At 66.3% G+C, this 18,960-nt stretch carries 25 protein-coding genes and 2 pseudogenes; 10 read left to right on the plus strand and 17 right to left on the minus strand.

Annotated elements, in window-relative coordinates; translation table 11 throughout:
* Positions 1 to 8: 8 nt before the first annotated feature.
* Both galT and galK read left to right on the plus strand, forming a co-directional pair.
* On the plus strand, positions 9 to 1,145 hold the full coding sequence (gene galT, locus AC1DXI_RS05725; protein ID WP_476937811.1) for a galactose-1-phosphate uridylyltransferase: 1,137 nt from the start codon (positions 9 to 11) through the stop codon (positions 1,143 to 1,145).
* A complete protein-coding gene (galK, locus tag AC1DXI_RS05730; protein WP_476937812.1) occupies positions 1,142 to 2,314 on the plus strand; it encodes a galactokinase in 1,173 nt (390 codons plus the stop codon). Before galT ends, galK begins: the two co-directional genes overlap by 4 nt.
* A gap of 116 nt (positions 2,315 to 2,430) precedes the next feature.
* Here galK and AC1DXI_RS05735 read toward each other — a convergent pair whose 3' ends face one another.
* From AC1DXI_RS05735 to AC1DXI_RS05770, 8 genes are all read right to left on the minus strand, one after another.
* Positions 2,431 to 3,261 (minus strand): urease accessory protein UreD, encoded by an 831-nt coding sequence (locus tag AC1DXI_RS05735; protein WP_476937813.1) that lies wholly within the window; start codon positions 3,259 to 3,261, stop codon positions 2,431 to 2,433.
* Between the two features lie 203 nt (positions 3,262 to 3,464).
* Entirely contained in the window at positions 3,465 to 4,082 is a 618-nt protein-coding gene (gene ureG / locus AC1DXI_RS05740) for an urease accessory protein UreG (protein ID WP_476937814.1), read from the minus strand.
* A 45-nt stretch (positions 4,083 to 4,127) separates the two neighbouring features.
* Positions 4,128 to 4,793, minus strand: coding sequence for an urease accessory protein UreF (locus AC1DXI_RS05745; protein ID WP_476937815.1), 666 nt, complete (start codon positions 4,791 to 4,793; stop codon positions 4,128 to 4,130).
* A 141-nt stretch (positions 4,794 to 4,934) separates the two neighbouring features.
* The gene (gene ureE, locus AC1DXI_RS05750; protein ID WP_018775626.1) at positions 4,935 to 5,417 is read right to left on the minus strand and encodes an urease accessory protein UreE; all 483 of its coding nucleotides are present in this window, start codon (positions 5,415 to 5,417) and stop codon (positions 4,935 to 4,937) included.
* A gap of 19 nt (positions 5,418 to 5,436) precedes the next feature.
* A complete protein-coding gene (ureC, locus tag AC1DXI_RS05755; RefSeq protein WP_476937816.1) occupies positions 5,437 to 7,212 on the minus strand; it encodes an urease subunit alpha in 1,776 nt (591 codons plus the stop codon).
* Complete coding sequence (locus tag AC1DXI_RS05760; protein WP_476937817.1) at positions 7,209 to 7,574, minus strand: urease subunit beta; 366 nt, start codon at positions 7,572 to 7,574, stop codon at positions 7,209 to 7,211. Before AC1DXI_RS05760 ends, ureC begins: the two co-directional genes overlap by 4 nt.
* A gap of 8 nt (positions 7,575 to 7,582) precedes the next feature.
* Positions 7,583 to 7,885 (minus strand): urease subunit gamma, encoded by a 303-nt coding sequence (locus AC1DXI_RS05765; protein ID WP_018775629.1) that lies wholly within the window; start codon positions 7,883 to 7,885, stop codon positions 7,583 to 7,585.
* 127 nt (positions 7,886 to 8,012) lie between these two features.
* A complete protein-coding gene (locus AC1DXI_RS05770; RefSeq protein ID WP_018775630.1) occupies positions 8,013 to 8,333 on the minus strand; it encodes a DUF6221 family protein in 321 nt (106 codons plus the stop codon).
* Positions 8,334 to 8,429: 96 nt separating this feature from the next.
* Between AC1DXI_RS05770 and AC1DXI_RS05775 the strand changes: the two genes are divergently transcribed.
* The gene (locus tag AC1DXI_RS05775) at positions 8,430 to 8,765 is read left to right on the plus strand and encodes a hypothetical protein (protein WP_476937818.1); all 336 of its coding nucleotides are present in this window, start codon (positions 8,430 to 8,432) and stop codon (positions 8,763 to 8,765) included.
* Between the two features lie 104 nt (positions 8,766 to 8,869).
* Here the strand turns inward: AC1DXI_RS05775 and AC1DXI_RS05780 are convergent, their stop codons facing one another.
* On the minus strand, positions 8,870 to 9,040 hold the full coding sequence (locus tag AC1DXI_RS05780; RefSeq protein WP_018775632.1) for a hypothetical protein: 171 nt from the start codon (positions 9,038 to 9,040) through the stop codon (positions 8,870 to 8,872).
* A 323-nt stretch (positions 9,041 to 9,363) separates the two neighbouring features.
* On the opposite strand from AC1DXI_RS05780, the gene AC1DXI_RS05785 reads away from it, so the two are divergent.
* The gene (locus tag AC1DXI_RS05785) at positions 9,364 to 9,714 is read left to right on the plus strand and encodes a PadR family transcriptional regulator (protein WP_476937819.1); all 351 of its coding nucleotides are present in this window, start codon (positions 9,364 to 9,366) and stop codon (positions 9,712 to 9,714) included.
* Positions 9,711 to 10,124 carry an HAAS signaling domain-containing protein gene (locus AC1DXI_RS05790; RefSeq protein WP_476937820.1) on the plus strand — a complete coding sequence of 138 codons (414 nt, stop codon included), beginning with the start codon at positions 9,711 to 9,713 and terminating at the stop codon, positions 10,122 to 10,124. The genes AC1DXI_RS05785 and AC1DXI_RS05790 overlap by 4 nt, the downstream gene beginning before the upstream one ends.
* A gap of 108 nt (positions 10,125 to 10,232) precedes the next feature.
* Here AC1DXI_RS05790 and AC1DXI_RS05795 read toward each other — a convergent pair whose 3' ends face one another.
* The 3 genes and pseudogenes from AC1DXI_RS05795 to AC1DXI_RS05805 all read right to left on the minus strand — a co-directional run bounded on the left by AC1DXI_RS05795 (position 10,233) and on the right by AC1DXI_RS05805 (position 11,706).
* Positions 10,233 to 10,565 (minus strand): hypothetical protein, encoded by a 333-nt coding sequence (locus AC1DXI_RS05795; protein ID WP_476937821.1) that lies wholly within the window; start codon positions 10,563 to 10,565, stop codon positions 10,233 to 10,235.
* Positions 10,566 to 10,658: 93 nt separating this feature from the next.
* Positions 10,659 to 11,178 (minus strand): annotated as a pseudogene (locus AC1DXI_RS05800) (Type 1 glutamine amidotransferase-like domain-containing protein).
* A gap of 204 nt (positions 11,179 to 11,382) precedes the next feature.
* Positions 11,383 to 11,706, minus strand: coding sequence for a M23 family metallopeptidase (locus tag AC1DXI_RS05805; RefSeq protein ID WP_476937914.1), 324 nt, complete (start codon positions 11,704 to 11,706; stop codon positions 11,383 to 11,385).
* Between AC1DXI_RS05805 and AC1DXI_RS05810 the strand changes: the two genes are divergently transcribed.
* Positions 11,602 to 11,871 carry a hypothetical protein gene (locus AC1DXI_RS05810; RefSeq protein ID WP_476937919.1) on the plus strand — a complete coding sequence of 90 codons (270 nt, stop codon included), beginning with the start codon at positions 11,602 to 11,604 and terminating at the stop codon, positions 11,869 to 11,871. The two genes, AC1DXI_RS05805 and AC1DXI_RS05810, sit on opposite strands and share 105 nt — an antisense overlap.
* Before the next feature lie 459 nt (positions 11,872 to 12,330).
* On the opposite strand, the gene AC1DXI_RS05815 is transcribed toward AC1DXI_RS05810, so the two are convergent.
* Positions 12,331 to 13,086 carry a LysR family substrate-binding domain-containing protein gene (locus tag AC1DXI_RS05815; protein ID WP_476937822.1) on the minus strand — a complete coding sequence of 252 codons (756 nt, stop codon included), beginning with the start codon at positions 13,084 to 13,086 and terminating at the stop codon, positions 12,331 to 12,333.
* Positions 13,087 to 13,208: 122 nt separating this feature from the next.
* Here AC1DXI_RS05815 and AC1DXI_RS05820 point away from each other — a divergent pair, with 122 nt between their 5' ends.
* The gene (locus tag AC1DXI_RS05820) at positions 13,209 to 13,613 is read left to right on the plus strand and encodes a DUF5997 family protein (protein WP_018775636.1); all 405 of its coding nucleotides are present in this window, start codon (positions 13,209 to 13,211) and stop codon (positions 13,611 to 13,613) included.
* Positions 13,614 to 13,659: 46 nt separating this feature from the next.
* Positions 13,660 to 13,818 (plus strand): annotated as a pseudogene (locus AC1DXI_RS05825) (ACP phosphodiesterase); the annotation flags it as partial.
* A 28-nt stretch (positions 13,819 to 13,846) separates the two neighbouring features.
* Here the strand turns inward: AC1DXI_RS05825 and AC1DXI_RS05830 are convergent.
* Complete coding sequence (locus AC1DXI_RS05830; protein ID WP_476937823.1) at positions 13,847 to 14,224, minus strand: VOC family protein; 378 nt, start codon at positions 14,222 to 14,224, stop codon at positions 13,847 to 13,849.
* A gap of 197 nt (positions 14,225 to 14,421) precedes the next feature.
* Between AC1DXI_RS05830 and AC1DXI_RS05835 the strand changes: the two genes are divergently transcribed.
* Together AC1DXI_RS05835 and AC1DXI_RS05840 are read left to right on the plus strand one after the other, a co-directional pair.
* Positions 14,422 to 15,054: a hypothetical protein gene (locus tag AC1DXI_RS05835; protein ID WP_476937824.1), complete on the plus strand. Its 633-nt coding sequence runs from the start codon at positions 14,422 to 14,424 to the stop codon at positions 15,052 to 15,054.
* A gap of 52 nt (positions 15,055 to 15,106) precedes the next feature.
* Positions 15,107 to 15,745, plus strand: a complete 639-nt coding sequence (locus AC1DXI_RS05840; protein ID WP_476937825.1) for an NADPH-dependent F420 reductase — start codon at positions 15,107 to 15,109, stop codon at positions 15,743 to 15,745.
* A 54-nt stretch (positions 15,746 to 15,799) separates the two neighbouring features.
* Here AC1DXI_RS05840 and AC1DXI_RS05845 read toward each other — a convergent pair whose 3' ends face one another.
* The 3 genes from AC1DXI_RS05845 to AC1DXI_RS05855 all read right to left on the minus strand — a co-directional run bounded on the left by AC1DXI_RS05845 (position 15,800) and on the right by AC1DXI_RS05855 (position 18,908).
* Positions 15,800 to 16,282 carry a pyridoxamine 5'-phosphate oxidase family protein gene (locus AC1DXI_RS05845; protein WP_476937826.1) on the minus strand — a complete coding sequence of 161 codons (483 nt, stop codon included), beginning with the start codon at positions 16,280 to 16,282 and terminating at the stop codon, positions 15,800 to 15,802.
* A 128-nt stretch (positions 16,283 to 16,410) separates the two neighbouring features.
* A complete protein-coding gene (locus tag AC1DXI_RS05850) occupies positions 16,411 to 17,973 on the minus strand; it encodes an APC family permease (protein ID WP_476937827.1) in 1,563 nt (520 codons plus the stop codon).
* On the minus strand, positions 17,970 to 18,908 hold the full coding sequence (locus AC1DXI_RS05855) for a universal stress protein (protein WP_476937828.1): 939 nt from the start codon (positions 18,906 to 18,908) through the stop codon (positions 17,970 to 17,972). Before AC1DXI_RS05855 ends, AC1DXI_RS05850 begins: the two co-directional genes overlap by 4 nt.
* Between the last annotated feature and the right edge of the window lie 52 nt (positions 18,909 to 18,960).

Genomic DNA, 18,960 nt, shown 5'->3' on the forward strand with positions numbered 1-18,960 from the left:
GGAACCCCATGACCAGCATCATCAGCCGCGTTGACGCCCCGGCGTCGGTGTCCGCGGTGACCAGTACACGCCTCGCCGACGGGCGCGAGCTCCTGTTTTTCGACGACACCGCCCATCCCCTGCAGCGCCCGTCGAGGGACCGCCGTGACCTTCCCGAGCGGGGCCCGTCCGGGGAAATCCGGTACGACGCGCTGACCGGGGAATGGGTGGCGGTCGCCGCGCACCGGCAACACAGGACGCATCTTCCGCCGGCGGACGAGTGCCCGCTGTGCCCGAGCACCGACGCGCGGCCCTCGGAGATCCCGGCGGATTACGACGTCGCCGTGTTTGAAAACCGCTTCCCCTCGCTCGGCCCGGATCTCGCTGCCGCCCCGGCAGCGCCGGGCTGGGGCAGCCGCGGGGTGGCCGGCGGCCGGTGCGAAGTGGTGGCGTTCACGTCTGCGCACACCGGAACCTTTTCCGCGCTCAGCAACCGGCGCGTGCGCACCGTGATCGACGCCTGGGCGCACCGGACCGAGGCCCTCAGCGCCCTGCCCGGCGTGGCGCAGGTGTTCTGCTTCGAGAACCGCGGCCAGGACATCGGCGTGACACTGCACCACCCGCACGGCCAGATCTACGCCTACCCCTACGTCACGCCGCGGGCCGCGGTCATGGCCGCGGCCGCCCGGCAGTTCCATGAGGCGGCACGCGGGACGGCCACCCTGACCGGAACCATTCTGGCGAATGAACGTGCCGACGGCGCCCGGATGGTGCTCGAGGGCGAATTCTTCAGCGCCTACGTGCCGTTCGCGGCCCGCTGGCCGCTGGAAGTCCATCTGGTCCCGCACCGCCAGGTTCCGGACCTCGCCGCGCTGACCGGCGGCGAGCGTGACGAGCTCGCCGTCCTGTATCCGGACTTGCTGGGCCGCCTCGACAGGCTCTACGGCAGCCCGACGCCGTACATCAGCGCCTGGCACCAGGCCCCCCTTGACCCGGTATTGCGCCGGTCCGGGTACCTGCACCTGCAGCTCACCTCCCCGCGGCGGGCCGCGGACAAACTCAAGTTCCTGGCCGGCTCCGAGGCCGCCATGGGCGCCTTCATCAACGACACCACTCCCGAAGAGGTCGCGGCCCGGCTCCGGGACGCCAGGACAGGAACGGCATGACCACCACCGACACCACCGGAACGGCCCTGGCGGACGCGCTGACCCGCGCCTTCACTGGCCATTTCGGCCACGAGCCCGACGGCGTCTGGCAGGCACCGGGACGGGTCAACCTGATTGGCGAACACACGGACTACAACGACGGCCTCGTCCTGCCGTTCGCCATCAACCGCACCACCACCGTGGCCGTGGCGGTCCGGGCGGACCGCACCGTGCGGCTGGCCTCCGCGTTCGCGGGCGCTGACCCGGTCGAATTCGATCTCGACACCTTCGTCCCGGATCAGGCGGCCGGCTGGTCCGCGTACCCGGCCGGGGTGGCGTGGGAGCTGGAACGCGCCGGCATCACGGTGCCGGGCTTTGACCTGTTCGTGTCCTCCGATGTCCCGGTCGGCGCCGGGCTGTCCTCCTCTGCCGCCCTGGAATGCGCCGTCGCCCTGGCTCTGTCCGATCTCACCGGGGCCGGCCTGGGCCGCGCCGAACTGGCGGCCATCGGACGGCGGGCCGAAAACAACGTGGTCGGCGCCCCCACCGGCATCATGGACCAGTCCGCCTCGATGCTCGGCACCAAGGACTGCGCCGTTTACCTGGACTGCCGTGACCTCAGCTCCCGCCCGGTGCCGCTCGGACTGGAGGAGTCCGGGCTGGTCTGCCTGGTGATTGACACGAAGGTCTCGCACGCCCATGCCACCGGCGGGTATGCCGAACGCCGGGCCTCCTGCGTCCGGGGCGCCCGGGCCCTGGGCGTCGGCGCCCTTCGCGATCTCGACGCCGCCGATCTGCCCCGGGCGGAGCGCATCCTCGACGACGTGACCTTCCGCCGAGTCCGGCACATCGTCACCGAGAACGAACGGGTCGCCCGGACCGCGGAACTGCTCACGTCCCACGGGCCCCGGGCTATCGGGGACCTGCTGGACGCCAGCCACCGTTCCATGCGGGACGACTTCGAGATCTCCTGCCCGGAACTGAACCTGGCCGTTGACACCGCGCGCGCCAGCGGGGCTATCGGGGCCCGGATGACAGGTGGCGGGTTCGGCGGGTCCGCCATCGCCCTGGTTCCGGTAAACGACGCCGCTCGGGTCAGGACCGCAGTCCTGGCTGGCTTCGCCGCGCGCGGGCTCCGGGCACCGGATGTCTTTTCTGTCCTGCCGGCAGAGGGCGCGCGCCGGCTGTGATCAGCGGCGCGGGTCGCCGAGGCCGTCGTCGCCATGACCAACAGCCCGATCGTGGTGGCGGTATCGAACACCAGCCCTTGGCCGGTGCAGCGCGGCCTTCTGCCCGGTCGTGGCCTTCAGTACTTCCTCAGATCCAAAGGATCCTGGCCGTACCAGCGCTTGCGCAGCAAAGCGGTGGCGGCCCCGAGCACGCGTTTGAGTTCCTCCGTGCTGTTGGAGAGCGATCTCAGCACCAGCCCGGCCGTTCCCAGCACGGCGGCCGTCAGCGAAATGCCGGTATGGGCGCCGTACCCGGCCGTAATCTCGTGCAGTTCGTCGGCAAGGGCCTGGTCCACGCGCGGGTCCACCACCATCAGCGACCCCAGGTGGCTGTAGCCCTCCATGAACGCCATCCCCGTCACATCGCCCAGGGGCGGGCGGATGAGCACGTTGTCCAGGGCCAGCAGCCCGCCCGCTCCCCCGGACTCGACCCGGATTTCGGTCCGGAGCCGCAGCTCCTCGTACCGGAACGTGGCCCCGTCCGGCGACCACCCCGGGGTCACAATTTCAGCCATGATGAGGCTCGAGGACGGCCGCACCGTAACGCACGTATTCTGCCGGTAGCTGGCCTCCCGGTAGGCGATCACCTGATCCGGGGCCAGCTCCAGCTGTGCGCCCTCCCCGAGCCGCAGCCGCATCCGCTGTTCGGCAAAGGATCCCGGAGTCCGATAGATCTTGGTGGCCGACTGCGTGGCGAGCAGCATCTTCGCCCCGTCCGCCACCTCCACATCAATCACATACAGGTCAGCGCCAAGATAGGCCCCGCCAGGATTGACGAGCACATAACAAACCTGCCCGCTCGCATCCAAGTAGTGCGGCCGCAGAACCCGCAAAGCCCCGCGATGGAACTGATGCGTGGCGACACAACGTCCGCCCCGATTTTCGACGACGAGTTCCAGTTCCCCCATCGGTGACTCGACAGCAGAAGCGGAGTCGGGGATAAGGGGCCGCGGCGTGGCGGGCACCGCGGGGGGCCCACTGCCGCGAGGGCCCCGACTCGAGCTTGCGAGAGTTGGGAGCGGCTGGGGACGGGCACGGCCCCTTATCCCCGACGAAGCACCCGGAGACGGGCCTGTCGCCGCAGAGGGGACCGCAGCAGGTGTGGTCGCCGTCATGGCGCCAGGTCGAGCATCAGGACGTCCCGCCGCACCCATTCGATGACACGGTCCAGCCCTTCGTCGGTCTTGAGGTTCGTGAAGCAGAACGGCTTCTCGCCCCGGAATTCCTTGGAGTCCCGCTCCATGACGGCCAGGTCCGCGCCGACGTGCGGCGCGAGGTCGGTTTTGTTGATGATGAACAGGTCGGACTTGATCATGCCCTGGCCTGCCTTGCGCGGGATTTTCTCGCCCTGGGCCACGTCGATGATGTAGATCGAGAAGTCCACCAGTTCGGGGCTGAACGTGGCGGAGAGGTTGTCGCCGCCGGATTCCACAAAGATCACCTGCAGGTCAGGGTGCCGCTGCTTCAGCTCTTCGATGGCGGCCGTGTTCATGGACGTGTCTTCGCGGATGGCGGTGTGCGGGCAGCCGCCGGTTTCGACGCCGATGATCCGGTCGACGGGGAGGATCCCGTTGGCGGCGAGGATCTTGGCGTCCTCGATCGTGTAGATGTCGTTGGTGATGGCTGCCATGGAGATCTCCCGGCTCATGTGACGGGTGAGCCGCTCCACGAGCTGGGTCTTGCCGGCACCCACCGGGCCGCCGATGCCGATCTTGACGGGCTCAGACATATTCTTCTCCAGACATATTTCGTAAGGCATTTTTGTACAGATCAGTTAGCTCATGAACATGCGGGCGCGCTGGCGTTCGTGCCGCATCTGCGAAATTTCGAGACCGGGGCTGACCGCCCCGAAGTCGTCAGCCGTGAGGTGACTGACCCGCTCGACCGCGGAGGCGACGTCGTCGGCGGCGTTCCGCAGCAGCCGCTGGCCGGCGTTCTGCCCCAGCGGGATCGCCCGGACGGCGTTTTGCGTCAATGACGTGACGGCGGCGAACAGGTAAGCGGCGAGGGCCTCCGGCAGCGGGACCCCCAGGGACCGGGCGACGACGGCGAACGCCAGCGGCTGATGCCCGGCGGCACGGCCGGAACCCACCAGCTCCCGGTACTCCGCCAGTTCAGCGGACGGAAAGATCTCGGCGCCGATCTCCAGCAGCCGGCCGCCCATCTTGGTACTGGCCTCGCGCAGCTGCCGGGGCAGCAACTGGGCGGTCAGCAACGCATCCAGTTCGGCAACAGTGACACCCTCGTACAGGAACCGGATGGCCAGTGCGTCCGAATATGTCAGTTGCTGTGAAATGAACGCCGCCAGCCACACCCCAAAGCTCGCCTCATCCCGCACCAGGCCGCGCTCCACATACGTCTCAAACCCCAGCGAGTGGGCAAAAGCCCCGGTAGGCAGCGCCGAGTCCGTCAGCTGCTGCAATGCCAACTGGTAAGTCATAACGGTCCCCACGACGCAAGGCAAGCTGTCGAACATGCGAAGGCGGGTGATAGGGGTCGCGGCGTGGCGGGCACCGCGAAGCGGGCACGACCCCTATCACCCGCCGCAGCGCCCACGGCGCCCCAGCCGCAACGGCAGAGGCTAGTGCGAGTGTTCGGCATGGCGGAAGGGGACGGGCATCACGCGTTCCTGGCGGTCGTAGGGCGCTCCGACGTGTTTGAGATAGTCCTCCACGGTGTGGTCGTACTGACAGACCATCACCTCCGCCCCGTACTCCGAGGAAGCGTCGAAGAACTGGGCCTGCAAGTGCCGGTTGCCCAGGGAGTGCGCCACCACCCCCATCTCGTGGATGGAGCGCGGGGCGATCACCAGGACGTCGGTGGCCAGCACCGAGACCACGATCATGTTGGTGTCGGCCACGTGCAGGATGTCCCCGTCGCGCAGGTCCCCGGAACCGGCGGGGAGGCGGATGCCGAGTTCCTTCCCGTGGTCGGTGGTGACGCGCTGGATGCGTTTGACCAGCTGGGCGCTGGGCAGCACCACCTTTTCCCGGTGGAGCCCCAAATAGGGGTCCGGACCCGGAGGGAGGTCGTGGGTGTTGCCGAGCACCTTTTCGATGATCATGGTGGTCTCCTCTGGAAGCCTAGAAAAGGAAGTAGCGCTGGGCCATGGGCAGCACGTCTGAGGGCTCGCACGTGACGTCCTCGCCGTCGACGCTCACCTGATACGTTTCCGGGTCCACCTCAATAGCAGGGGTGGAGCCGTTGTACTTCAGGTCCGCCTTCGTGAGGCTGCGGATGCCGGACACCGGCCGGATGACCTTCTCCAGTCCAAGCTCCGCCGGGACCCCGGCGTCGATCGCCGCCTGGGACAGGAAGGTGATAGAGGACTGCTGGAGCGCCTTGCCGTAGGCGGCGAACATCGGCCGCATGGTGCGCGGCTGCGGAGTGGGGATGGAGGCGTTGGCGTCCCCCATGAGGGCGTAGGCGATCTGGCCGCCCTTGAGCACAAGGTCCGGCTTCACTCCGAAGAACGCGGGGTCCCAGAGCACCAGGTCCGCGAACTTGCCGACCTCCACCGAGCCGATCGAGTCGGCCATGCCCTGCGCGATGGCGGGGTTGATCGTGTATTTGGCCACGTAGCGCTTCAGCCGGAAGTTGTCGCTCTCCGCCCCCAGGCCGGACGCGGCGCCGTGGCTGCCGCCGTCGGGGTCTTTGAGGACGCCGCGCTGTTTCTTCATCTTGTCCGCCACCTGCCAGGTGCGGATGACCACTTCGCCCACCCGGCCCATGGCCTGGGAGTCCGAGGACGTGATCGCAAAGATGCCCAGATCCTGCAGGACGTCCTCGGCGGCGATGGTCTCGGCGCGGATGCGGGAGTCCGCGAATGCCACGTCCTCCGGGATGTCCGGGTTCAGGTGGTGGCAGACCATGAGCATGTCCAGGTGTTCTTCGATGGTGTTGCGCGTGTACGGCAGGGTGGGGTTGGTGGAGGCCGGCAGGACGTTGGGCAGCCCAGCGATCTTGATGATGTCCGGGGCGTGGCCGCCGCCGGCGCCTTCGGTGTGGAAGGTGTGGATCACGCGGCCGTCGATAGCCCGGATGGTGTCCTCCACGAAGCCGCACTCGTTCAGGGTGTCGGTGTGGATGGCCACCTGGACGTCGTACTGGTCCGCGACCTGCAGCGACGTGTCGATGGAGGACGTGGTGGAGCCCCAGTCCTCGTGGACTTTGAGCCCGATCGCGCCGGCGCGGATTTGCTCGGCCAGGGGTTCGACCGCGGACGCGTGGCCCTTGCCGAACAGCCCGATGTTGATGGGGAGCCCCTCGGCGGCCTGCAGCATCCGGCCGATGTGCCATGCGCCCGGGGTGACCGTGGTGGCTTTGGTGCCCTCGGCGGGACCGGTGCCGCCGCCGACCATCGTGGTCACGCCGCTGCACAGGGCGGCCGCGACCTGGTCCGGGGAGATGAAGTGGATGTGGGAGTCCACCCCGCCGGCCGTCAGGATTTTCCGCTCGCCGGCAATGATCTCGGTGCTGGCACCGATCACGATGTCCACGCCGTCGGTGATCTGCGGGTTGCCGGCCTTGCCGATCCGGAAGATGTGGCCGTCCCGGAGGGCGACGTCGGCCTTGTAGATGCCGGTGTAGTCCAGCACGACGACGTTGGTGATCACGGTGTCCGGGACTCCGCCGCCGGAACCAATACTGCCGGAACCCGCACCGTCCCGGGTCAGCTGGCCGTTCTGGCCCATGCCGTCGCGGATCACCTTGCCGCCGCCGAACACCACTTCCTCGCCGTAGACGGTGAGGTCTTGCTCGATCTCAAGGAACAGGTCGGTGTCGGCCAGGCGGATGGTGTCGCCCGTCGTCGGGCCGTAGAGGTCCGCATACTGCCTGCGGGATAGCTCGAAGCTCACTGCGCGTCACCTTTCCGTTCGGAAACGTGGAGTTCGGAAACATGGAGTCCGGTCTCGTCGAGTGGGCCGTTGACGGCGTTGCTGAGTCCGTACACTTCACGGCCGCCAGCGAGCTCGATCAGCCTGACGGTCCTGCTGTCCCCAGGTTCGAACCGCGCGGCGGTGCCGGCCGGGATGTCCAGCCGGCGGCCGTAGGCGGCCGCCCGGTCAAACTGCAGCGCCGAATTGGCTTCGGCAAAGTGATAATGCGAGCCCACCTGGACGGGACGGTCGCCGGTGTTGGTCACCGCGACGTCCACCGCCTCACGGCCGGCGTTGATGACCAGCGGCGCGGAACTGAGAACGTATTCTCCCGGAATCATCGAAGCTCCTAGCGGATCGGGTCGTGGACGGTGACGAGCTTGGTGCCGTCCGGGAAGGTAGCTTCGATCTGGACGTCGTGGATCATTTCCGGCACGCCCTCCATCACGTCGTCGCGGCCAAGGAGGGTGGTTCCGTAGCTCATGAGCTCCGCCACGGTCCGGCCGTCCCGGGCGCCCTCGATCAGTTCGTAGCTGATCACCGCGACGGCCTCGGGGAAGTTCAGCTTCAGTCCGCGGGCCTGGCGGCGGCGGGCGAGATCCGCCGCGACCACGATCATGAGCTTTTCCTGCTCACGGGGCAAGAGGTGCATGACGGTATCCCTTCAAGAACCAGCCGGCTGTCGGACCGCAGACGCCGCGGTGTGACCAGCGTAGGCCGCGGAGATTTCCTGCAGGTTTCCGGGACCCGTGAACATCTCCGGGGTCAACCGCTAACGGCTATCCCGTGATCCGCCAGTGCGCCTGGAATTCGGGGTGGTCTGCATACGGAAGCGCCAGGGTGTGCAGGGAGAGCGTGGTCCATTCGATGACGTCCGGCACCCATCCGGCGTCGGCGGGTTCCTGGCTGACCAAGGCGGCCAGCACGGACTGGCGTGCGGATTCAATGATGCCGATGAGCTGGCGCTTGGCCTCGCACTCGCGGAGCAGGCGGCGTTCATACCACTCGCCGGAGACGGCAAGCGTGGGATCGCCGAGCAGCTTCAGGGCGGCGGCTTCGTCTTCTCTAATGCGTGCGGTCAGGAACTCGACGATGTCCACTCACCGAGCCTATGCGCGCCGGTGCTCACACGGCTACGGCCTGGTGTTTGCCCTTTTTCCTCGGGCGGCACAAGCCGCGCTTGTTAGGGTGGATGGATGAAACTACGTCTCGCCGCCCTTGCCGCTGCCGCCTTCTTGATCGGACTGACCGGCTGTGCGCAAGTGCAGGACGCTACCGAAAAGGCCGTCAACGACGGGGCGTCACAGGCTGCGACGGCGGCCGGCAATGAAGTGAAGAAGCAGGCCTGCGCCATCGTGGAGAACGGTCTGGTCAGCGCCAAGGACAAGGAACTGCTGGGCGGTCTTGTCACCAGCGCGGAAGCCGCGGGTACTCCCGCCGAGATCACCACCCCGCTGCGCCAGATCGCCGACTCCGGCGACCAGGTTCCGGCCGAATCCGTCAAGGCCCTTCAGGACGCCTGCGCCAAGTAGCGGGCAGCACCCCTAGCGTGTGGAGTTCGGCGCCTCGTGGCGGCGATCTGTGATCGCCTTGTCTCGGAATGAGGAGGGTGAGGGGCCAGTGCGCCTGACTTCAGTCATTGCCGCTCTGCGTGTCCTTTGGGAGGTAGGGCGCGCTTCAGCTCGGCAATACGCAGCCGGAGAAAGACGATCACGAGGATCAGAACGTACAGTGCCAAGCCGATCAGCACGGCAGTGAAGATCAGATAGAGGACGTACGAGATGCCAAAGACTTCGATGTTGTTCACTGATTACCCCCAATGGTTGTGTCTTCGCGGTAGCCTACGTGGCTAGTACGCGAATCCCATACGAATGCAGCTGCGCCCCTCCCAGCAGCTTCAATGCCCCGTTCCGTTGAAAGGCGACCTACAGACCGTTCAAACGTCCCGCTGGAGGAACGCTGAGCGGAACAGATTTGCCGATGGGGTGCCGCACCAGAACGCTTGTAAGTTGCAGCAGTAAATGGCGGTGTTTTCGCAGCGCTAAATGGCGTCCGTGACCTATGCGCGGAGAGCGATCCCGACCGCCATACTAGATGGCCAGGCAAACTAGACGATGTTACCGTCTAGCCATGAGTGATGATCCAAGGTGGCCCAGCGATTGGATCCGGGCTGTCCTGGCACCGTGCATCCTGCAACAGGTCCAGACCCGGAACGAGTCCTACGGCTACCAGATTGTGCAGGATCTCGGCGCGCGGGGCCTGCCTGGCATCGGCGGCGGCACCGTCTACCCGGTACTCAACAGGCTCGAGGCCGACGGAAGGGTCCGCTCCGAATGGCGCGAAGGCAATGGAGGTCCAGGCCGCAAGTTTTACACCATCACCCCCGAAGGGGAGACCTGGCTAAGCGAGACCTCCGGTGCTTGGCAGGAATTCACGGCAAGAGTAGCGGCGATACTGACAATGGAAGGGAACCCGGCATGACCACCTTGGGGTACTTTAGAGCCCTTGCGCTGGGACTCCGCCAGCGTAAGCTCAGCGAGGACCAGGTCGCCGATTTGCTCCGGGAACTCCAGAGCCACCTGCAGGAGACAGGTGCGCGTCCTGAAGATGCTTTCGGCAGCCCCAAGGAGTACGCAGAACGGTTTCCGAAGGGGCGCACGGTTTCCCGCGGATCCAAGGTCGGCTACCTTGCTGCCGCCGTGCTGATGGTCCTGATCGGCGCAAAGGTCTTTACAGGCCAGGTCCTCGGCATCTCCCTGGGCTTCCCCGGGACATTGATCTATTTTGGGGCGACCGTCCTCGTGACATTTGCCCTGGTCGCGTGGAGCAATGTGCTGCAGCGGCGGCTCCCCGAACGGATAGCTGAGGATCTCAGCCGGCAGGACAGTTGAAAAAGGGGTATGGAAGAAGATCCACGACAGCATCCTGGTGGGTTCGTCAACCCGGCCTTATGCGCCCGGTGGCGGATCCTCGTACGGGACGCTGGCACCGGTCTGGCTCTACCCGTTCTCACGTCCAGGAAGCGGTGCCCCGTGCAAGAATGCCTCATACGCTTCGCGGGCATCCTCTTCCACCATGGGTTGTTGCGAGCTGTAGCGGCCGTCAGTTCGGTCACGCTTGGGTCCTGAGAGCCAGTATTCATCGCCCGAATCGACGTCGTAGAAGTTTGAGTCGAAATTTGCGCGAGAGGTACCCGTCACCCGATGCAGTGTGCGCCCCTGAAGATACGCGGTGCGCCAGGTCTTACTGAAGCGCACGCGCGAGATCCATGACGGGCCTTTGTCCGTTCCATGGCCTGTCTTCAGCTGGACGTACATGATGCGTTCATTCACCTGCTCAGAGTAGTGACACTGAGCGTCCCCGTCGAGGATCCATTTCCGGGCGCTGCGGCCTTAGGTGAAGGAGTCAACAATGCTGGGCACCTATCACCCGAACTTCTTCCATTGTCCTTCGGAAACCACCTCGACGGAGCCGTCGACGACCTTGATAGCTGTCTGCTCGTCGATGGCATAGGCCGGGCCGCCGAGGTCGGATCACCATGCTTCCGGCACTCACTCCCACCCACACCGTGTCGGGCAGCGACGGCAGCAGCTCGGCCAGCCCGGACTCCCGCATCCAATGGCACAGGTACGTCGCGTCGCCGCCGTCGCTCAAGAGCACGTCGGCCTCCCGAAGCCAGGGGACCCATCGCTCCGCGCCGATGGTGGGCAGCGCGGTGAGCTCGAGAACGCCGAGCGACGCCCAGCCCAGGCCGGACAAGTGACGGAAGTCGGGCGCGGCGGCCAGGAGGCCCCGCACCGATGCCGGCCCGCACATCGGGTGACCCCACTGCGCTGTCGGGACGACCAGGGCGTGGCACTGGGCGATCGGCTTGTTGAGAAGCTGCACGAGCGCGGAGTGGATGCTGGGGTTCGTCACGCCGCCTGATGTAAGCAAGAGTTTCAAACGTGCCCCCAAAGTTCGCGCGCGGATGGTGGATGTTGCTGAAGACGCGGGACCGGGCTGGAACTCACCGACAGATCCGGTAAGCACGCCCGTCTGGTGCTCGGCCCTTCAATAGGTACAAACCCAGTAAAACTTTGTCCACAGTTCGGCATGGATGCAGACCTCACGTTGGTAAGGGATCCTCCAGCGTACAGATGCTTCTGCTCAGGACACGCGGATGATCTGTGACTCGGATGGAAGCTCAACACCTGTCGGGGTCTCGAACGCGATGGGCAGGCCCCTCGCTCGTGACCATTGAATGCTGTCGGTAACCTGCACATGGACATGTGGTTGAGTACTGTTCCCTGAGTTTCCACACTGACCGATTATCTGGCCGCTCTCGACCGCTTCACCGACCTCGACGCAGACCGACCCCTTGCGCAAGTGGGCAATCAGCACGAACGGTCCGTCATAGCCCAGGGCGATTACGACATGATTGCCAGCTATGGCAGCCGCCCCGCGCTGGATACGCTGTGGCTGCCCCGCCATGTATGCGACGAGCGTCAGTTGCGATCGTCGAGCTTCGTGATCGTCTTCGCCGTCATGAGTGATGACCACGCTGCCGGTACCAGGTGCCATTACGGCAGCACCAAATCCGACGAACCTGTCGGGGCGTTCCGTCGCTACAACCGCCCGCCAGGTCCACGCAGCTGACCGCCCGTGAAAGTCCACGGGGATGAAGTCGATGGCGAAGGTGGTCCCCATCAAATCCGTACCATGACTTGGCACCCGTCGAGCGGGGCTATTCCGCGCCCGGAACCTGCCCGCCAGCGGGTACTTCAGCACGACTGGACCGTGGTTATTTGGGAGCGGGATCATGCGTTTCATTCTCGTGCTCGTACTTCACGAAAACTAGACCACGCCCGCCCGGAAGCCGTTCCCTCACCGGCGAAAGCGCCACCCTAAATTTCCAGATCACGATCTCCGCGTTTCCGCGGTCGGTCGATTCCCGTCAGACCTGCCCGCAAAACCGCCCGGTGAAGGTGCCCTAAACGCTGCACGCCAGATCGTCTCGCAACCCTCTGGCCTCCTCGGCGGCCGCTCGGCGCGTCCCCCGGAAGGAGACACCCAGCGACCACAGAACGCCGCCAAAGAGCGTCCAACTCCACAGGCCTAGCGTTTCCCCTTTTTCCGGGATCCCTTGCCACGGCCCTTGTCCGGGTTGGGAGCGTAACGCTGCGCCACCTTGGGCTTCTTCGCGGCTCCGGTGCCGCGCCGGTCCGGCTTGGGCTCGCGTTTGGGTTTCTCCTGCTGCGCCGAGGGCTGGCGGGAACTCGCCGCGGTGCGTCCGCGGACAATACCGATGAATTCCTCGATGACCTCGTCCGTGGCGTCGCTCGGCCAGGCCAGGGCGATCTCCGTGCCGGGCGCCCCCGTGAGTTTCCGCGCCACGGTGTCCTTGACGTTGAAATGCCGGGCCACGGACATCGGCAGGATCACCAGCCCTGCACCGGACGCCACCACCTGCAGCGCCATCGCCGGGCCGCCGAGCTCCTGCACATCGAGAAACGTCTCGGCGGACAGGTCCGCCAGATCCACTTCTTCAAACAAGGAGACCTCGTGCCCCTTCGGTGCCACCACCACGGGCTGCTCCTCGTAGAGCGGGATCACGCTGAGGCCCTCGCGTTCCACCGGGAGCCGGACGAAACTCAGGTCCGCGGAACCGTCGCGGAGCACGGACAGCTGCGCGCCGTCGTCGGACATAAAGGCGTGCAGCGGAACATCGGGCATCCGTTCCTCCCAGCGGCGGATCCATTTGCCGGGCGTCACACCGGCGACGTACGCGAAGCGCAGCTCCCGCCCGGAAGCTTCTACCGGTACGGCGGCGGTTTCGTCTGGGGTCTGGGGTGCTTCTTCTGCTGCGGACACATGTTCACAGTACCGCCCGGGGTGGCGCGGGGGTCCGCAGGGATGGCGGCACCGTGCTGATCCGGTGCCGGTTTGGTACTGGGTTGGTGCCCTGCGGTCATCCCGCCAGATACCCTTGGACTATGACCTCTGCAAACTCCCAGTCCATGAAACCGGCCACCGTTGCCAAGAAGCTTGGCATCTACCTGCCGGCGACACCCCAGGAGTTCCAGGATTCAACCATCACCCGCGCTGATTTTGCCGATCTCCAGGCCAACCCGCCGGAGTGGCTCGCGGAACTTCGCCGCAACGGCCCGCACCCGCGCCCCGTGGTGGCGCAGAAGCTCAACGTCTCCATCGCCGGCCTGGCCCGCGGTGGTGTTGAGGAAGCCCTGACGACGGCGGAAATCACCGCACTGCTCCAGGCTCCCCCGGCCTGGCTGGTCGCCGAGCGCGCCACCCACGCCGCCGTCCGCGCCGAGGCCCAGCGGGTCAAGGACGAGGCCGCCAAGAAGGACGCCAAGAAAGCCCGCGCCAAGGCCGAATAGCGGCACGCGCTTTCTCCCGGCCCCTCTTTTCATCCCGCGGACGCAGGTCTACGGCGAGGACGGCGAGGTCAAGGACGAGGCCACGGCCGGTCTGCTGCGCCACTACATGGAGGAGTATGCCTCCTTCGTGGCTCGGGTCCTGGCCGCCAACGCACCGGGCCATATCGGCGACGAGCACCCGGACAAAGACAAGGTGAGCCGTTAGGCCCGTCCGGGTTGCGGTGGTCCGGCACCTAGTCCTGGTGCAGCTGCACGAAGTTCCCGCAGCCGTCATCCAGCACCACGCTGGTCCCGCCGGGCCCCTCGGACGGTTCCCCCTGGAACATCACGCCCTTGGCCGCCAGCCGCTCGTATTCGGCGCGCACGTCCGGCACGCCAAAGACAATCGCGGGAATCCCGGCGTCGTGCAGGCCGTTCATGTAGGCCGCACCGATCGGGTTGTCACTGGGCTCCAGCAGCAGTCCGGCGCCCCCGGTACCATCGGGGTCCTTCACGATGAAGAGGTTGTGCTCCGGCATGGCCATCAGGGTTTCGAACCCCAGCGTGCCGGTGTAGAACTCATGGGCCGAGGCTGGATCCTTGACGTGGATGCTGCACATTTTCAGTCGCATGGCCCCTAGGCTACGCCGGGAGGCTCGGCGGCGGAACCGCGACGCGGCCTTCGCGCCTGGCCCTGGCGCCTGGGTTTGCGTCCGCGCCGGCGCCGGGCATCACCTCGACCGGCGGGGCATTGACGGCCCCGCCGCCAGGGATTCCAATGGAACTAGCGGAACAGCGCCCGCCCGGGACCGTTCCGGGGAGGTGTGCAATGACGCTTTCACTATCCGGAGCCCTCGCGGCCTGGCAGTTCCTGGCCCTCGCCATTCTGGTTGCCGGGGCAGCGTTCGCCTCGGTCTATTTCGCCCGCAAACATCTGGCGGCCGACGACGGACCCTCCGAAGGCGCGGACGGCGCGTTTTGGGACGCGTTCGCCGGACTCGCCGTCATTGTGCCCGCCATCGTCCTGGCTTCCTCCACATGGCCCTGGGCCGGCCTGGCGCTCGGGATGCTGGCCGCGGGGGTTGCCCTGGCGGCCCTGGCAGCGACACCCCGGCTGCTCCGCCGGCAGGAAGCCCGCCGGGCCAGCCGGGAGACCCGGCTCATGAACGAGGCGGCCGCCGCACGGCACCGGAGCGCCCTCGCCCGGTGGCAGCGGTACGAACTGGACCCGGGGTTCTCGATTGACTATCCCGCGATGAGCGATACCCGGCAGCCGGAAACCGCGGCACTGATTCGGGCGATCAAGGCCGCCGAGGGCCTCGGCGGCCGTACGGACCGCGCCTGCACCGATGCCGCCTACGCCCCGGCCGTTGAACGGCTGGAACATGCCCTGGCTGCCGCCGAACGCGCGGCCGGTGTCAGCGCCGCCGGGCTGCCTGGCCCTGACCACGCGCACGGCTGATTCCCGGAATTGCCGATCCGGCACTTCGCCGCCACCTTCGAAAGGTTCCATCATGACTGACATCACGATCATCGGCAGTGGAAACATGGCACGGGCGATCGGCACCCGGGCTGTCGCCGCCGGCCGTTCCGTCCAGATCCTGAACCGGACGCCGGAGAATGCCGCCAAGCTCGCTGCTGAACTTGGCGGCACCACCAGCTCCGGCGGCCTGAGCGAGGTTCCCGAGGGCGACATCGTCGTCCTGGCGCTGTACTTCGGCCCGGCCAAGGAAGTTGCCACGCATTTCGGCGACACGCTCAGCGGCAAGACGGTCGTGGACATCTGCAATCCGATCGACACCGAAACCTTCGACTCGCTGGTGGTTGCCCCGGGGACGTCGGCGGCCGAAGAAATCGCCGCACTGCTCCCCGGCGCACGGGTGGTGAAAGCCTTCAACACCACCTTAGCGGGCCCGCTCGGGTCCGGTGCGGCCGGTGGCCAGCCGATGGATGTCTTCATCGCCTCGGACTCCGAAGAGGCCCGCAACGAGGTTGCGGTCTTCGCCGAAGCCGCAGGGCTGCGTCCGCTCCAAGTGGGCGGACTGCGCCACGCCCGCGAACTCGAGGGCTTCCAGCTGCTGGTCATGGCGCTGCAGGCTAACCCCGCGTACCCAACCTTCAACTGGGGCACCGGCCTGAAAATCACCGACTAGGCAGACAGCGGCCCACGCCGGTCCGGCTCAGCGCGACGGACCAGGTTCAGCGCGCTACAGCTCGACCGTTCCGCTGTCGCCGACGCTCATCCGGCTGTTGGTCACCTTGGACTTGATCCACTGCAGCACGGTGGCCGCCGTGCCGCCCGGGCTGGTCCAGTACTCGGCGGAGTCCGAGTCGACGTGGAGCAGGACCACCTCCGGGGTATCCGGCCCATCGGGGAACCAGGCCTCCACCACCTGATTCCACATGTCGTGGATCAGCTGCCGGTCAGTGACCACTTCAGCGGTCCCGGCCACCGAAACCCACTCGGTGCGCTTGCCGAAGGAGACGTTCACCGCCGGGTTGGCGCGGATGTGGGCCACCTGAGAGGTGGTCGCCGACGTGAAAAACCACATGTCGCCGTCGTCCTTGACCTCCTGGACGGCCAGCGGCCGGCTGACGAGGGCGCCTGTTTCGTTGATGGTGGTGAACATTCCGATGTGCGAATCGTTGATAATGTCCGTGACCTTGCTGATGCTTTCGGCATCCGACATGCTCTCACCTCGTTCTGGTTCCAACGGAGGAAGGTCCCCCTCCGGACAGCCTATTGGTAAGTGTGCTTACTTTCCAATGGCTGCCGGACGGAGACCTTCCCGGGACCTTCCCTGAAACGGCAGTGGACTCAGTGCCCGCGGGTCAGGACCTTGCCCCTGAAGAACTCGGGGCGGAGCTTGGCCATGACCAGCATGAGCACAACGCCCAGCAGGATGACGCCCATGCCCAGGATGAAGACCAGCCCCACACCGCCGATCGACGAGCCTGATCCGTACGCGGGATCCATGGAGTCGTAAGCGGTCTTGACGAACATGACCAGCAAGATGACGCCGCCCAGGAGTGGCGCGAGGAACTTGAAGAAGAAGGCCCTCGCTCCGCTGAACGCCTCGGCGCGGAAGAACCAGACACAAGCCAACGCGGTGATGCCGTAGTAGAAGCAGATCATCATGCCCAGGGCCGTGATGGTGTCCCACAGTGCATTTTCCGACGTGGTCCGCGTGATGACATAGAACGCGGCGGCCGCGACGGCCGAGGCGATCGTGGCATAGCTCGGCGACTTGTATGTGGGGCTGATCCTGCCGAACTTCTGCGGCAGGGCCTTGTAATGGCCCATGGACAGCAGGGTGCGGGCCGGCGAGACAAATGTGGACTGCAGGGACGCGGCGGAGCTGCTCAGGATGGCCAGGGACATCAGGATGGCGAACGGGCCCATCACCGGTCCCGCCAGGACGGCGAAGATGCTTCCCTGGTTCTCCGGGTTTCCGGCGCCCAGCCCCGTGTCGCCGACGCCGGCGTAGCTCAGCGTGGCCAGGGCAACCGTCATGTAGATGATCACGATGACCAGCACGGTGATCGTGGCGGCACGTCCCGGGGTCTTTTCCGGGTTCTTGGTCTCCTCGTTCATGGTCAGCGTGACGTCCCAGCCCCAGTAGATGAAGATGGACAGCGAAACGCCGGCGGCGAAGGCGGAGAAGGATCCCACGGCGAAGGGGTTAAACCAGTCCGGGGAGATGGCCGTGGCGTCAAAGGCGGTTCCGCTGGCGACGTGGCTGAACGCTGCGATCGAGAACCAGGCGAGGACCAGCAGCTGAAATCCCACGAGCACGTACTGGACGGACTTGGTGGTTTCCATGCCGCGGTAGGAGATCCAGCACGCGAGGGCGATGAACACCAGCGTGGTCGCGATATTCAGAGGCAGGTTCGTCGTGAGGTCGGCGAGTTCGGGATTGCCGAAGATCTGCGCCAGCATGAGGTAGAAGAAGTCCACCGCGACGGCGGCCAGGTTCGAGAGCACGATGATGGTCGCGGCGATGAGCCCCCAGCCGCCCATCCAGCCAAGCCAGGGGCCGAACGCCCGCGAGGCCCAGGTGAAGGAGGTCCCGGCGTCGGGCATGGCGTTGTTCAGCTCCCGGTAACCGAAGGCCACCAGCAGCATGGGGACAAAGCCCACCAGGAAGATCGCCGGCAGTTGCACGCCGACCTCGGCCACGGTGGGACCCAGGGCCGCCGTGAGGGTGTACGCCGGGGCGATACAGGAAATGCCGATGACGACGGCGCCAATGAGCCCCACCGATCCGGCTTTCAGGCCCTTTTCACTCAGTCCGTGCTGCTGTTCGGTGTGCTGTCCTGCGTGCTGTCCCGTGTGCTGTCCTGTCTGCGACGGCTTGGGCATCGCATGGTCTGCGCTCATTGTTGTGCCTCTCGGGGGGTGTCACTCGACGCTGAATGATTGACGTGCTTGAGTTCATAGTCGCTGGGGACCACGATCATCGGCACCGGCAGGGCGCGCAGAATGCGGCCCGCTGTGCTGCCGAGGAAGATGGACCGGCTCTTGGCAAGCCGGCTGGATCCGATCAACAGGACCTCGCCGTCTTCCCAGTCCAGACGGTCCACGGCTTCCTCGATGCTGCGCCCGTGGGCGACGACAATTTCCGTCTTCGCCTCCACCTGGGCCTCCGCCTTCGCCTCCCCCGGGACTTCCGGCCCGCCGGCAGACAGTGCGTCGGCAAGGCACTTGGCCGCATACTCCCGGGCAGCGTCGGCTGAATCGGCCGCATCGCCGCCGTCGAGGGCCAGAAGCGACACCACGCGCAGCGGCACGTCCCGGTTCGACGCCATGCCGAGGGCGAAATCGAGCAGTTTCTCCGCGCCGGCCCGGGTTCCGAGCCCGCAGCTGATCCGGGTCAGGGCCTCCTTGCGGTAGTAGCCGTGCGGTGCCAGGGCCACCGGAACGGTCGAGGCGTGGAGCAGGGCGCTGGCCACCGACCCGATCGTGAACCGTTTGAAGATCCCGGTGCTGGTGGCTCCGATGATGAGCATGTCCGCGCCCAGTTCCTCGGCTGCCTCGATCAGTGCGTGCGCGTCGGAATCATGGCTGCGGATGTGGGCCTGCGCCGGGACACTGGATGGAACCAGCGCCAGGGCCTGGTCGAGCCACTCCTGGGCTTGCTCATTGAGCAGATTTTCGAAGCCAGCCTTCGGTGCGAGGGCGTGCCCGGAGTGCTGCACTTCGGGCACCACCAGCACAAGGTCCAGGCTCGCCCCCCGCCCGAGCGCCAGGGAGACGGCCAGATTGACCGCATCATGGCCTCTGGCATTGGCTGAATACCCCACTACGTAACGCATCTGGCCGCTCTCCTGTCTGTTCTGGACTGCATTGAACTGAATTGGTGGGATT

It is taken from the genome of Arthrobacter sp. P1_H7, assembly GCF_056405215.1.